Origin of the sequence: Pseudomonas sp. W5-01 (assembly GCF_046540435.1) — a bacterium.
Taxonomy (GTDB): Bacteria; Pseudomonadota; Gammaproteobacteria; order Pseudomonadales; family Pseudomonadaceae; genus Aquipseudomonas; species Aquipseudomonas graminis_B.
Genome location: NZ_JAXCIP010000001.1, coordinates 1,118,290 through 1,132,765, shown reverse-complemented (window position 1 = coordinate 1,132,765; position 14,476 = coordinate 1,118,290). Strand labels below are relative to the sequence as shown.

Below are 14,476 nucleotides of genomic sequence, written 5' to 3'. Positions count from 1 at the left end.
GCAGGCTCGGTCATCGGTACCCGATGATCGAGGTGCCGGCCAAATACTTGTTCGCTGATGTTGCAAAGGCTGTAAGGTGGTGAGTTAACACCGTACGAGGCTATTTCGCTCATTCAGGAAGCTCGCACTCCAGCCCCCCATTGCACCCACCGCTCCCTCGCGTGGCGTGAATTCAGCAGGAGTTTGCTCATGGAAAAGCTTGGATCGCGTTTGAGAAAAGAACGCAAACGGTTGGGGCTGACGCAAATCGCGTTCGCCAGAATTGGCGGCGTCGAACCCAACGCCCAGGGTCACTACGAAAGTGGCCATCGCTCACCCAAGGCCGATTACCTTCAGCGCGTCTGTGATGCTGGCGTCGACATGCATTATCTGTTCTCCGGCAACACCCTGCTGGGCACTGCGGACAGACTGGATGCCGAGGATCAGACGTCTTCAGGCAGAACGCTCCCCAGCAATAACCGCGAAGTGATCATTTCAAATCGCAATGCGGTGGGCATTCTGGGCACGCTGCACCAGACCCTCAACGACACGACCCAGGTCATCGCCGACGTCGCCACCTCTTTCAGCACGCGCCACGTTGACACCCGCGAAGAGCAATTTGCCGCCCAGGTGCGGGACTTCCAGGAAGACTCACGCCGCTTCATTGGCCTGGCCATGATGAAAGTCCAGCAAAGCGCTTGATCGGCAACGCCCGGTGCCCTCCTGTCAGCAGCGATGAGCGCCGCTGTTGCCCTCCCAGGCCGATTTCACAGAACAACCGCCGCCACGGGCATGCTCGGCGTTGAGCCGATCCACTCCAGCGTCTGCTCAAGGGGCATCGGCCTGGAGAACAGGTAGCCCTGAACCAGCGTGCAGCCGAGGGTCCGCAACGCCTCCAGCTCCGCCTCGGTTTCAACACCTTCGCTGACGCACTGCAATTCCATGTCCTGACTCAGGGCCAGCAATGATTTGACGATCTTGAAACTGGCGGCGTTCTGGTGAATGTCGGTGATGAACGAGCGATCGATTTTCAGCTTGGTCAGCGGCAAGGCGTGGAGCTGGCTCAGGCTTGAGTAGCCGGTGCCGAAGTCGTCCAGGGAAATGCCGCAACCCAGTTCACGAAACGCATTGATCGCCCGTTGCGCCTGAACGAGGTCTTTGATGACGGCGGTTTCAGTGATTTCCAGGTCCAGCCGCGAGGCGTCGAATCCGCTCTGGCGGATCACCTTGATCAACTGTTCGACAGCGTCCATCGACGAGCAATCGTGGGCCGACAGGTTGAACGCCAGCCGGACATCGGCCGGCCATAACTGCGCCGCGTGCAGCGCTTTTTCAAGCAGCGGCGGAGTTAGCCGGTTGATCAGGCCAATTCGCTCGGCCACGCCGATGAAGTGCCCCGGCGCGACGCTGCCCAGCTTTGGACTCACCCACCGGGCCAGCGCTTCGAACGCCACCGTTCTGGAGGTGCGGATGTCGACGATCGGCTGAAACACCAGGGTGAATTCTTCCGCAACATTGGCCTGGCGCAGGCCCTGCTCGGTCAGCATGTCGCGCTTGAGGCGCTGATGCTGACTCGGCGAGAAAATGCACAGCTCGCCAGGTGTTTCGCGCTTGCTGGTATAGAGCGCGTAATCGGCGAATTCATACGCCTCGGTCGAGTTGCTCGCCAGGTCCGGAAACACCACCAGACCCATGGAGGCGCTGATGCTGACGTGAATATCGCCGATCACGAAGGGCTGACGCATGGCGCGGCACAGCGACTCACCCTGTTTGATCAACTCACTTTCGTCACCGGCCCTGACGATGATGAGCCCGAACTCATCGCCGCCCAGTCGGGCCACGTGCAGTTGCTCGCTGGCAAACGCCCGCAATCGCTGGCCGACCTGACGCAACAGCTTGTCGCCTATGCCGTGGCCATAAGAGTCGTTGATCGGCTTGAAACCGTCCAGATCGATCATCCCCACCGCCAGCCGCGTGTCGCCGTGCCGCGCCTGTTTGAGCGCACGATCGAGCAAGGTGAAAAACTGCCGTCGGTTGGGCAGGCCGGTCAGGCTGTCTTCGTTGGCCAGCCGTTGATTGTCATCGCTGAGCTTTTCCGTGCGGATCTGCATGTTCACCAGCCGGGTGAACTCGCCGTAGTGGTTCTGCAGCACCACGATCATCGCCAGCGAGACGAGGAACACGTTGGCGGCCATGGCGGTGTAGGTAGCGTTGCCGGCATTGGCAAAAAACGCCACGAAGGCGATGTTGACCACCGCCGTGGTCATCATCGCCGAGGAGGGCAGGTGCATGAGGCAGAAGATGCAGACGATCACCGTGATCGCCATATAGAAGGCCACATGGGACTTGGTGTAGGTGTCACCGTAGGGAAACAGCAACAGCGCCCAGATCGTGAAGCCGAACGCAATGACCACCGTGACCTGATTGGTGCGGGTCAGTTTCTTGAAGATCTGCTCGGTGGTCAGGGTCTGACTGCGGCTCTGCCACCAGAGGACCGCGCGCACGGTACCCACCAGGGTCAGCAACAGCGGGATGTACACCGTCAGCCACAGCGGCGCGACGCCGTAATGGGTGGCGGCCAGGGCCAGGGTGTTGATCAGCAGAATGACGTACATCATCGGCAGCTGCCTGGACAGCGCGATGTATTGCGCTTCCATCAGTCGCGTGTTGTCTCGCTGGACGCAGACCAGCGCTTTCAATCGATCTAGAGACGGGAATTTCATAAATAGGGACCCAACGCGCGCAATTTCAAAAGAACGACCACCCCACAACTTGCAGCGCTGCAAAACGTTATGACTGTCCCGGGCTATCGGCGGCGCGGTGAGATTCTGTAACAGCGTGGTGCTTGCCACCCGGGCGTTTTATCACCGTGGGCTCTTGGCTGCCGGGCCTGCGTTGAAGAGTGGGGCGTAGGGGGAGGCATCTTGCTACGGGGCGAGTTGCGTTGCTACGGCCTACCCATTGGAACGGATGTCCGCGTGGATGGGTTCAGCCTGACCAGGGCTCGGCTGACGAACGGCGCAACGAACGAAGCGACGACAGGGCCTGTATCAACGGGGCGCCGATCTGACGGGGTCGCTGAATCATTCGCTGCCGCCCCAGTCAATGCTATTGACCATCTTCTATAACGATCAGGAAAAGGGACACGTTCATGTTTGCGCGCGGCGATGTTTATAACGAGTGGACGCAATCACCAGCGAGTGATGAGAACTATACCGAAGCGGCGGAGAATGGCTGTCAGCTGGAGGTCCGGGCGCGGGCCAATGGCGACACCCTTGACGTTATGGTTTGCGTTTATGCCGCTGATGGCGAAAGGGTGGTGGAACATCTGGAGAGTCTTCCGGCGTCCGGATGGACCGTCGAGCAAGGGCTTGTCAGGGGACGTGACCAGGCCGAGCGTATTGCCGCAGGTGACTCCGACGGCCTGCCGTTAATTGCTGATATCCGAAACTATTCGAATGAATGATTAGCGTCCGCCGACGCACTTAATACATCTTTTTGGTGGGTGCGCTAGATCAACTAACGCGTTGAAACAGCCATTAAACCGCTCGTCTCGAAATTTCAAATTCGCGATGAACATCCTTCAGCCAACTACGGTCAACTTTTTAACGGGCCGTTGTATGGCCTGTTTTATTGGCATTGAATCAATGTTCTTAGCGTCCCGGTTATAACGCGGCCTGCAGCCGCCCTTGAAAGCCTGAGGCCTCGATAATGGAGACTTTCAATGCGGTCATCCCCTTAGAAGAAGCTGCCACAGACTGATCCCTGGTCTGCAGCTCCACCCTGCGCGGTGAGTCAGTCGTCCACCCAGATGGAACCCAAACAACGAAATCGACCCTGTGAACGAGATCAAGACCATGCAACATACCCAACACTACCGCATTGAATACCTTTTCCATGGCAAGCCACGATGGTTCTACGTGTGCGCCAGGCAAATGGATAACGCTGAGGCGTGGCACTGGGCTGCAGTGGACGCTGGAGTGGCCGACATCCCCAAATACCGGAGTGACAGAGCCATCAAACTCTCCAAGCCCAAGGCCGAGCGATTGGGCATCGATGCGGTGAGTTGGAAGTCGGCTTGATTCAGACGTTTTCTCCATGGGGTACGTGTTGATTGAAGGGCGCGCGATCTAACTAAAGCCGCCCCTTGAACCTTGTTAGATCCCGTTAAAACTTGCCTGCCTGTTCCAGGCTAATAGCCGGTCCTCTGTGGAAAATTCCCGTGCATGACCGGCGTTAGTCGGGAAGAGATGAGGGGTCTGAATCTTTCACCGCTTTAAGATCACCGCTGATCGTTCCGACATTTGCACAGCCAAAACTTCCGGCGTCCAATCGGGTCAGCCTTAGACTCAAATCCCGAACCCCGCCACACCGCCGGAGCCAGCCCATGACATCGCAGCCGCCACAACCGAGCCCAGCACTGAAACGCGCGATTACCGGGCCGATGCTCTTGCTGTTCATCCTCGGCGACGTGCTGGGCGCCGGGGTGTACGCCCTGGCCGGGACCATCGCCGGTGAAGTGGGCGGGGCGATCTGGGTGCCGCTGCTCATCGCCCTGTGCTTCGCCATGCTCACCGCAGGCTCTTACGCCGAACTGGTCACCAAATACCCTCACGCCGGTGCTTCAGCCGTGTTTGCCGGCAAGGCGTTCAAATCGCCCTTGATCTCGTTTCTGGTGGGCTTCTGCATGCTGGCAGCGGGCGTGACCAGCGCCGCAGGGTTGTCTCTGGCGTTCGCCGGCGATTACATGGCGCCCTTCATCGACCTGCCACCCCATATTGTCGCGTTGATCTTCCTGGTGGTCATCGCCTTGCTCAACGCCCGCGGCATTAAAGAATCGCTGTCCGCCAACCTGGTGATGACGGTGATCGAAGTCTCGGGCCTGCTGTTGGTGATCATCGCGGCGGTCTGGTTCTTCCGCTCAGGCAACGGTGATTTGTCCCGCGCCGTGCAATTCAAGGAGGGCGTCAACCCCGCGTTTGCGGTGCTCGGCGCGGCGTTGCTGGCGTTTTATTCGTTCGTCGGCTTCGAGACCTCGGCCAATCTGGCGGAGGAAGTGCGCAACGTGCGCACGGTCTACCCCCGCGCGTTGTTCGGTGCGCTGCTGATCGCCGGCGCGATCTACATGGGCGTCGGCATCGCGGCCGCCACCGTCATGCCCATCGAGCAGTTGGTGCATTCTTCGGCACCGTTGCTGGAAGTGGTCAAAGCGTCGAACCTCGGCATTCCTCCGCGGCTGTTCGCCTTTATTGCGCTGGTGGCCGTGGCCAATGGCGCGTTGTTGACCATGATCATGTCCAGCCGCCTGGCATATGGCATGTCTCGCCAGGGCCTGCTGCCCAACGCGCTGTCGAATGTGCTGCCTGAGCGGCGGACGCCGTGGGTGGCCATCGTCGCGACGACAGTGGTCGCGATCATCCTCACCCTGACCGGCTCGCTGGCAACACTGGCGGAAACCGTGGTCCTGCTGCTGTTATTCGTGTTCATCAGTACCAACCTGGCCGTGCTGGTCCTGCGCAAGGACACCGTCGAGGCTGACCACTTCCGCGTGCCGACCTGGGTGCCGGTTCTGGCGATCGTGTCATGCCTGATTTTGCTGACCCAGCAAAGCGCCGAAACCTGGCTGCGCGCCGGGGCACTGATGCTGGTGGGGGTGGCGCTGTATTTCCTTGCGCGAGTGGGCGGGACACGGCCTGCGTTCAATACCCATACGGTGGACGCCGACGCCGAGTACTGATCTGGCGCCATGGGGATCGGCGGCGCAATGTTGCCGATCTCTGCCACATCTACGAACACCCTGTCGCACCTTGAACTTCCCGGTCATTCCCCATCGCCATCATGCGCAAGAAGTTGCGCAGTCGGCCGCCCCTGACTGCCTGCTTAGCGCCCTGCATGGCGCGTCGTTTGTCGCGTGCAGAGGAATGCGCAAGAAGTTGCGCAGGGGTGCGCAACTTATTGCGCACATTCCCCGGGACGTTTAACCCGACGTCACCCCAAGCCCGCAAAAATCCCCCGCAAACCCTTGTGGCATAAGGGCGGCGCTCCTTGTGGCACGGCCCTTGATATCTCCGTCGTCCTCTGGTTACGCGAACAACCCTGATTGATCGCGATTCCCAGACCGCGGAGAGCACCGCCGACCCCTGGCGGCTCGCTGTCCTTCCACGCATTCGCAGCCGCTGATCGCCTCCTTTGCATCGACGTCTGCCGCCTCAGCGCACAAGGAACAAGGGATGTTCGCACCGGCCAACCAAGCCCCATTCAGCCTGACCCTCAATGGGCAGGACACGCTGTTTCAAGTGCTGTCTTTCACCGGCCGGGAGCGCCTCAACCAACCGTTCGAATTCGAGCTGGAGCTGGTCAGCGAAAAGGCCGCGCTCGATCTTGAAAGCCTGCTTCACGGGCAGACGTTTCTGCAATTGGCCGACGACGGCACCGGGATTCACGGACTGGCGTACAGCATCGCCCAGGGTGCTGCCGGCAAGCGGCTGACCCGCTACCGGATTTCCCTGCGACCACAGTTGGCTTACCTGGCGCACCGGATCAACCAGCGCATTTTCCAGCAGATGACGGTGCAGCAGATCATCAGCCAGGTGCTGGAAGAGCACGGCATTCTCTCCATCGATTACCGGTTTCAGCTCGGTGCGACCTATCCCGAACGCGTCTACTGCGTGCAGTACGACGAGTCTGACCTGCATTTCATCCAGCGCCTGTGCGAAGAGGAAGGGATTCACTTTCATTTTCAGCACAGCGCCAAGGGCCATCTGCTGGTGTTCGGCGATGACCAGACGGTATTCCCGAAACTGGCGCCGGTGCTCTACCAGCAGGACACCGGACTGGTCGCCGACGCCCAGGTGATCAAGCGCTTCGGTCTGCGCATGAACACCCGCACCAGCCGCACTGCGCGGCGTGACTACGACTTCACCAAACCGAAGTTCCAGTTGGAAAGCAGCGCCAAAAGTGCAGCCATCCCGGACCTTGAAGATTACGACTACCCCGGCCGCTTCGCCGATCGCGAACGTGGCCGCCATCTGGCCCATCGCGCCCTGGAGCGCCACCGCAGCGACTATCGGGTGGCTGAGGGCAGCAGCGATCAGCCACGCCTGGTCAGCGGCCATTTTCTTGCCCTGACCGGGCACGCCAATCCGTTGTGGAATGACCTGTGGCTGCTCACCGAGATATTCCACGAGGGCAAACAGCCGCAGGTGCTGGAAGAAGTCATCACCAGCGACGTCACCGACCTGAAAAGTGACTTTCATCAGGGCTACCGCAACCGTTTCAGCGCGACGCCCTGGGACGTGCACTACCGGCCGCCGCTGGAGCACCCGAAACCGAAGGTGCTGGGCACCCAAAGCGCGGTTGTCACCGGCCCCGAAGGTGAAGAGATTTACTGCGATCAGCACGGCCGGGTGAAGGTGCAGTTTTTCTGGGACCGCGAAGGCCAGCACAACGACAAAACCAGCTGCTGGATGCGCGTCGCCTCGAACTGGGCCAGCCAGAACTTCGGCGCGATCAACCTGCCGCGGGTCGGCATGGAGGTCCTGATCACCTTCCTCGAAGGCGACCCCGACCAGCCCCTCATCACCGGTTGTCTGTACCACGGCGCTCACTTGCCGCCGTACAAGCTGCCCGATTTCAAGACCGTGGCCACGGTCAAGAGCAAGGAATACAAGGGCAGCCGCGCCAACGAATTGCGCATCGACGACACCACCAGCGAGATCAGCATTGCCCTGCGCAGCGATCACGGCGCCAGTGCCATCAACCTCGGCTACCTGACCCATCCACGGCCCGCCGGCGGCCAGCCCAGAGGCGAAGGTTTCGAGCTGCGCACCGACCGCCATGGTGCGGTCCGGGCCGCTGCGGGCTTGTTGATCACCACCGAGCCGCGTCCCAACGAATCCAGGCACCACAAGGACTTGCCGGAAACCGCGGAACGCCTGGCCACTGCCGCCGATCAGCAGGACGGCTTCGCGCTGCAAGCCAAGGCGGTGCAGGCCCAGGAACCCGGCGACCAGGATGACGTCGCCAAAGCCCTGCACGCCCAGCACCAGGGCGTGCTCGGCAGCGGTCCGGCGAACACGAGTGCCAACGAGTTTCCCGAGTTCACCGAACCCCATCTGGTCCTCGCCAGCCCGGCCGGCATCGCCCTGACCACGCCGCGTTCAAGCCACATCGCCACTGGCGAACACCTGGCATTGAGCAGCACGGGGCACACCAGCTTTTCCGTGGGTAAACGCCTGCTGGCCAGCGCCAGCCAGGGCATGCGCCTGTTCGTGCAAAGCCTCGGCTGGCGTCTGGTGGCCGCCTCCGGTGACATCGACGTGCGCGCCCTTAAGGACAGCATCAACCTGCTGGCCAAACTCAACATCACCGCCAACGCCGAGCGCATCACCCTCACCGCCAAAACCGAGCTGGTGATTCAGGGCGGCGGCAGCGCCACCACTTACAATGCCGCCGGCATCACCCACGTCACCACCGGCCCGTACACCGCCCACGCCGCCAACTTTGCCTACACATCGGCGAAAAACCTCGCCGGCGTGTTCCCCGAGCCACCGAAGCCGGGCGAGGGCGACCTTCAGCTGTTCAACCAGTACGCGGGTCAGCAAGGCATTCAGGGTGGCGGCTTCGAGGTGATCGATGCTCTGGGCCAGCGGCTCAAAGGCTCGCTTGATGCCAAGGGTTTCGCGGCGGTTCCCGGCGCTGCACCCGGGCCTGGAAGGGTGGCCTTCGGCAAGGACCCGGCCGACACCTGGGCAGACGGCAGTTTTATCGGCACGCCCGAATGGCCGGTCATGCCGCCGAGTGCGGGCGAGGCTCCGGCGCCGTTAGACGCGGCGGTTGGTGAAGGACTGCCGACCAAGAACTGGGATGTTGCGCACGTCATGACGGCTGCAGTTGACGCCGGGGCGGCGGGATTGGGCTTGCCGCCGCTTGCGACCGCGGCTCTGCCGATCGCTTCAGGCCTTCTGAGCGGGGTGATCAAAAGCGGGAAGTTTCCGAGCCTGCCAGTGCCGACGGTGGATGAGGACTTGCTTGAAGTGTCGGGCCTGCTGGCCGGCGAGAAGTTGTCATGAGTACGGGCATTGGGGAGCGCGATGCTCAGGTGGCGATCGTTCCGCTTGATCTGATTCTGCTTGAGGACGTTGGGGCTGGCGCGGCCAATGTCGATGCCTGGCTGCAGGAGATCAGCGGCGGGGTGGTTTCGCTTGAGAGGATCAAGAGCGCTGCGGGCTTTCTGCCTGTGGTGGGCAACGTCATGGCGCTGGTCGATGCGCTGAATGACATCGTTCGGCTGGCGACGAGCGAGAAGCGTGATCCGCTGGATTGGGTGAGTCTGGGCATCAATCTGATTGGCGTCTTGCCGACGCCGCCGACCATGGCGGCAGCGCGGATGAGCCTGCGACCGACGCTGTTTCTGGTGCGTCAGGAGATGCGGCAGGCGGGGAAGTTGGTGCTTGGGGATTCGCTGGTTGAGGTGCTGATTGGGCACCTCAACGCCGACATCGTTGGGACGCTTGATGATTTTGTGACCCAGGCGCAGGCCAAACTTGCTGGCATTCTCGATGACGCGGGGAAGCTGGGCGAAGGGGTGCTTTTTGAGATCGCTTCTGGTCTTGAAAAGTTGGTTAACCCGGGGCTAAACGCCAAGGCCGATTTGCTTGAGGCGGAGCAGTTAGTTCAGGCCGCTGGGGATCTCTGGGCCTACGATCCTCAGGCGGCGATTGGCAATATTTTTGCGGCGGCTGCGGAGGTTTGCGTTGCTGCGGGCAAGGGTGCTGTCAACGGCGCCGTTGAACATCTGTTGCCTGAAGCCGTTAAAAAAGAGGTGGTCAGACAGGCCAAATTGTTGCGCGCCATGGCGCCGGAGCTTCGGACCCAGATTACTGGTCTGGCTGATCCTGGAGTTCAGAATTCCATTGGTTCGTTGCTGCTGACGCTGGGTGATGCGGTCGTCAGTTGGCGGTCGCGCAATGGGCATGGCCAGGCCTTTAACATCAAGCCGGGGGTGGTTAATCAGGCCAAGCGCCGGGCCGGCGAAGGCAAACTTGAGAAGGTTCAGCGGGAGACGCCTGCCAAGGGGCGGCCTAACGAGCTGAAGAATTGTGCCTGTGCGGCGACCATCAAGAGCATCAGCTTTTCGATGGGCTCAGAGTCGGTCAGTCATACCGATTTCAGTCTGCCGGGGCCGTTTCCGATTGAGTGGACGCGCACCTACTGCTCGAGTCTGGATGCCTACGATCAGGACGTTATTGGTGCGCGGTGGATTACGCCGTTTACCACGCGCTTTGATTGTGTGGATGAGGGCTTGGTGTTTCATGATGCCGATGGCCGCAGCCATGAATTCCCTCTGCCCAAGGTCAAGCTGTTCCACTTCAACGCCATTGAAAACCTGACCGTTATTCGCCTCAGCAAAGATCGGTTAGTGCTGATGCGCGGCCTGGAGCACAGGGAAACCTACATCAGGCGGGGTCTGCGTTTTGTTTTGATCAACAAGGTGCTGCCCAATGGTGCCGGGGTGATGCTGCATCACGAGCATCGGCATGATGGGCATTCGGTGCTCTCTGAATTGGTGACTTATCGGGAAAAGGACGCCCGTAAAGTCCACTTGCGAATCGGCACGTTGATTGATGATCAGGGACGGTTGACGGGGCTTTGGGAAGTTCGTAACGGCGACGTCAAACGGCAACTGTGCGCTTATCAGTACGATGATTTTGGTGACCTTGTTCTGGCTCAGGATGAGAATGGCGCTGCTTGGCGCTACGAGTATCAGAACCACCTAGTTACCCGCTACACCGACCGCACCAATCGTGGTTTGAATTTGCAGTGGCAGGGATCTGGCCCCGATGCCAAGGCTGTTCGCGAGTGGGCTGACGACGGCAGTTTTGATACTCGGCTGGCGTGGGATGAAAACATCCGTCTGACCTACGTCACGGATGCTTTGGGCCACGAAACCCGGCATTACTACGACAGCCTTGGTTATACCTATCGCATTTGCCATGCCGATGGTCGCTCGGAGTGGTTCTTCCGCGACGCCGCGAAGAACATCATTCGCCACGTTCACACCGACGGCAGCACCGACCGTTATCGCTACGACTAACTGAGCAATCTGACCGAGCACACCCGCGCTGATCACAGCGTCATCAATTACGCGTACGACGATAAAAGTCATCTGATCAAGATCAGCGATGGCGAGGGTGGGCTGTGGAAACGGGACTATGACCTTCGCGGAAACTTGGTTGAGGCGATCGATCCGCTAGAGAACGTTACCGAATACGCCTACAACGGCTTCGGTCTTCCTACCGCGATCAAGGACGCTAACGGCAATACAAAAGCGTTGGCCTACAACGACGCCGGACAACTGGTTGAGTACACCGACTGCTCGGGCAAGGTCAGTGTTTGGGAGTACGACGAACGCGGCCAAATGATCCGCTTTACCGATCCGGCCGGGCACAGCACGACCTTCGAGTACAAGTTAGGTCAGTTAGTGCTGATCAAGCATCCGGACAAAACCGAAGAACGTTTTAGCCGCGATGCCGAAGGTCGTTTGCTGGCCCATTCCGATGGCCTGGAGCGCTGCGCCACCTGGCGTTACACAGCTGCGGGATTTATCGCCGAACGCGTCGATGCCGCCGAACAGACGCTGCGCTACCGCTGGGACAAACTTGGCCGCCTCGTCGCGTTGGAAAACGAAAACGAACGCAGCGCGCATTTTCACTACGACCCGGTCGGCAGGCTGTTGGAAGAACGCGGCTTCGACAATCGCTGCACTCGCTATCAGTACGATCCCGAAACCGGGCGTCTTGCCGAGGTCATCAACGGCCAACGCACCATTGCGCTGTCCTTCGACCCGATGGGCCGCCTGACCGAACGCCGCGCCACGCTTGGAGAGAAATCCCAGAGCGAAACCTTTGCCTGCGACGGCAATGGCCATCTGATCATGGCTACCAACGCCATCAGCAAGTTGCAATGGTTTCACGACCCGGCCGGCAACCTGCTGCGCGAACATCAGCACTACACCAGCCTGATAGAGCCGCTGGTTGCGGTCTGGCAGCACGAGTACGACGCACTGAACAACCGCGTCGCGACTATCCGTCCTGACGGCCATCGCGTCAGTTGGCTGACCTATGGCAGCGGTCATCTGCTGGGGCTGAAACTGGACGAGCACGAACTCCTCAGTTACGAGCGCGATGATCTGCATCGCGAAGTCGCCCGCCACCAAGGCAATAAACTGCTGCAAACCCAACAATGGGACCCGGCGGGACGCCTGCAAGGGCAACTGCTAGGACGTCCCGACGACAAAGCCACACTCATTAAACGTGCGTACACCTACGATGCCGCCGGCCAACTCACTGACATCAAAGACAGTCGCCGCGGTCCTCTCGCTTATAAATATGATCCCGTTAGCCGCCTGCTCAGCGCCACCAGCCGCCTCGGCATCGAAACTTTCGCCTTCGACCCAGCGAGCAACCTGCTCAACGAAACCGCCGAGCCCGTCCGCCGTCCACTAGACCCCAAGCCGACTCAAAACAAACTCGTCGACAACCTGCTGCGCGACTACGCCGGCAACCACTACGAATACGACGAACGCGGTAACCAGACAGAACGCTGGACCAACGGCCTGCGCAGCGAACTGCACTGGGACCTCTTTGATCGCCTCGTGCATTTCCGAGATTCGCTCCTGGCTGTCGACTTCGGCTACGACCCTCTGGGGCGTCGCCTCTACAAACTCTCAAAAGCCCACTACCGCCCGCGCCCCGAAGCCGGCACCGGCTGGAACGAAAACGAACACGCCCGCAAAGAACGCGAACTCGGCTGCGGCTTCACCCTGTACGGCTGGGATGGCGACAACCTCGCCTGGGAAAGCAGTCCGCCGCCCTATGCCGGCGCGCTAGGCCGCACGGTGCATTACATCCACGAACCCGGCACCTTTGTGCCCGTGGCCCAGGCCATCCGCCACGAAACCATCCACCTCGTCAGCCAGCCGGCATACGAAGGTCGCTACAACTTCAAAGAAGACCCGCTGTGGAACTACAAACCGGTGGCGCTGCCGATTGATGCGTTGGCCTGGTACCAATGCGACCACCTCGGCACCCCCCAGGAAATCACCGACCAGAACGGCCACACCGCCTGGAGCGCGCAATACAAAGCCTGGGGCGAAGCGCAAGAAAACCGTTCGGAGTTCGCACAACAGATCGGTCTGACCAACCCAATCAGATTCCAAGGCCAGTATCACGACCACGAAACTGGCCTGCACTACAACCGGCATCGGTACTATGATCCAAGGGTCGGGCGCTTTATCAGCAAGGATCCGATTGGGTATTCGGGTGGGCTAAACCTCTATCAGTACGTACCGAATCCGACAGGGTGGTTTGACCCGCTGGGGTTGAAACGAAAAAAAGGAATAACACCAAACAATAAGGGGACTCGTGGAATCATGGAGTTGCAACCGCCTTCAGAGCCTACTACGGGTTATAGCACCCAAGCGGGCGGTGAAGGTGCTCGCCATCCAGTTGTTAAAGAACTCTACGACTCAGTGCCTCTTGATGATCAAAACAAATATTTCCACGGTCAGTGCGCGGAGGCAGACGTGCTGAGTCAGATTGCATACCAACATAATGTGCGCTGCGTGGCTCAATTGAAAAAAATTACCGCTGGAGCAACGTTCACGGCTGTTAGAAACGATGGTAAGCCATTGCCATTTTGCGACTCCTGTTTACATGTTATGAATCGGCTTGGGGTGAGGGACGGGATCTCAGATGATTGAACATCAAGAAGTGCTCGAAATAGAGGAACTTGAAGCGCAACTAGTAGCTCGGGGGGTGTCGTTCGACCAGCTAAGGCGCCAGTACGCGAGATTCTTATTGGAACTGCTGAATGACGGAAGAATATGGGCGATTTCTGAAGAAAGACGTTTAGAACTTGTTTTTTTTCTGAGGGATTCAGTCGGTCGTGTGAAGTTGGATGTGGACGATAGTATCGTGAAAGCTCAAGTCTCGAAGCTCTGCGCTATGGAGCGAACACGAGGCACGCAGGAATTAGAATTATCGATTTTTGCTCGCTGCGTGATCTTCTGTTTCAGGGACGGAAAACAATGGGCAGCTGAGGATTCCGGTGATCCGACACCTCTTTATTTATATTTCATAACTCTGAAGAGAGTTCTTCCAAAGGTGAGGCAGGAGTTTGTGACGTTTATACGTGAGCTTTTGCACCCCGTTGGGGGGTGATAGGTGAGTGCGCAAACCATAGATTATTCTCAGGTAGAAGCAAGTTGAAGGGGACGGACCCCTTTAACTCTCTGAATTCGCGGAAGAAGTCGGCTCGACCGAGCTAAAAGAGACGGATCCCTTGAATTCTCAGAAAACCGCACTTGCGAGATCGGTATGTGAAAGTTGATAACTTGGAAGTCCGAGGATGAGCCATAAGGTCGGGCTCAGTGTCCAAGGGAAAAAGGGAAAGCTTTCTATGTTGAAGGATGGTGCCAATGAATATTGATCCTTAT

8 protein-coding genes and 1 pseudogene are annotated in these 14,476 nt (G+C 59.3%); 8 read left to right on the top strand and 1 reads right to left on the bottom strand.

Annotated features, from left to right (window positions below):
* Positions 1-189: 189 nt before the first annotated feature.
* Positions 190-384 (top strand): annotated as a pseudogene (locus tag SLW75_RS04905) (helix-turn-helix domain-containing protein); the annotation flags it as partial.
* A 362-nt stretch (positions 385-746) separates the two neighbouring features.
* On the opposite strand, the gene SLW75_RS04900 reads toward SLW75_RS04905, so the two are convergent.
* Positions 747-2,702 (bottom strand): putative bifunctional diguanylate cyclase/phosphodiesterase, encoded by a 1,956-nt coding sequence (locus tag SLW75_RS04900; RefSeq protein WP_065991612.1) that lies wholly within the window; start codon positions 2,700-2,702, stop codon positions 747-749.
* 428 nt (positions 2,703-3,130) lie between these two features.
* On the opposite strand from SLW75_RS04900, the gene SLW75_RS04895 reads away from it, so the two are divergent.
* The 7 genes from SLW75_RS04895 (at position 3,131) to SLW75_RS04865 (ending at position 14,201) form a co-directional block, all read left to right on the top strand.
* Positions 3,131-3,445 (top strand): hypothetical protein, encoded by a 315-nt coding sequence (locus SLW75_RS04895; protein WP_410933714.1) that lies wholly within the window; start codon positions 3,131-3,133, stop codon positions 3,443-3,445.
* A 391-nt stretch (positions 3,446-3,836) separates the two neighbouring features.
* Positions 3,837-4,061, top strand: a complete 225-nt coding sequence (locus SLW75_RS04890; RefSeq protein WP_192131449.1) for a DUF6555 family protein — start codon at positions 3,837-3,839, stop codon at positions 4,059-4,061.
* A gap of 305 nt (positions 4,062-4,366) precedes the next feature.
* On the top strand, positions 4,367-5,716 hold the full coding sequence (locus tag SLW75_RS04885) for an APC family permease (protein ID WP_410933713.1): 1,350 nt from the start codon (positions 4,367-4,369) through the stop codon (positions 5,714-5,716).
* Positions 5,717-6,209: 493 nt separating this feature from the next.
* On the top strand, positions 6,210-9,050 hold the full coding sequence (locus SLW75_RS04880) for a type VI secretion system tip protein VgrG (protein WP_410933712.1): 2,841 nt from the start codon (positions 6,210-6,212) through the stop codon (positions 9,048-9,050).
* A gap of 29 nt (positions 9,051-9,079) precedes the next feature.
* Positions 9,080-11,074, top strand: coding sequence for a DUF6531 domain-containing protein (locus SLW75_RS04875; RefSeq protein ID WP_410933711.1), 1,995 nt, complete (start codon positions 9,080-9,082; stop codon positions 11,072-11,074).
* 135 nt (positions 11,075-11,209) lie between these two features.
* Complete coding sequence (locus SLW75_RS04870; protein ID WP_410933710.1) at positions 11,210-13,741, top strand: RHS repeat-associated core domain-containing protein; 2,532 nt, start codon at positions 11,210-11,212, stop codon at positions 13,739-13,741.
* Positions 13,734-14,201 carry a hypothetical protein gene (locus SLW75_RS04865; protein ID WP_410933709.1) on the top strand — a complete coding sequence of 156 codons (468 nt, stop codon included), beginning with the start codon at positions 13,734-13,736 and terminating at the stop codon, positions 14,199-14,201. The genes SLW75_RS04870 and SLW75_RS04865 overlap by 8 nt, the downstream gene beginning before the upstream one ends.
* The last annotated feature ends 275 nt before the right edge of the window (positions 14,202-14,476 follow it).

Bases quoted from the DNA above. Each gene is read 5' to 3' on its own strand.
- SLW75_RS04900 (WP_065991612.1), bottom strand. From the start codon at position 2,702: ATGAAATTCCCGTCTCTAGATCGATTGAAAGCGCTGGTCTGCGTCCAG.
- SLW75_RS04895 (WP_410933714.1), top strand. From the start codon at position 3,131: ATGTTTGCGCGCGGCGATGTTTATAACGAGTGGACGCAATCACCAGCG.
- SLW75_RS04890 (WP_192131449.1), top strand. From the start codon at position 3,837: ATGCAACATACCCAACACTACCGCATTGAATACCTTTTCCATGGCAAG.
- SLW75_RS04885 (WP_410933713.1), top strand. From the start codon at position 4,367: ATGACATCGCAGCCGCCACAACCGAGCCCAGCACTGAAACGCGCGATT.
- SLW75_RS04880 (WP_410933712.1), top strand. From the start codon at position 6,210: ATGTTCGCACCGGCCAACCAAGCCCCATTCAGCCTGACCCTCAATGGG.
- SLW75_RS04865 (WP_410933709.1), top strand. From the start codon at position 13,734: ATGATTGAACATCAAGAAGTGCTCGAAATAGAGGAACTTGAAGCGCAA.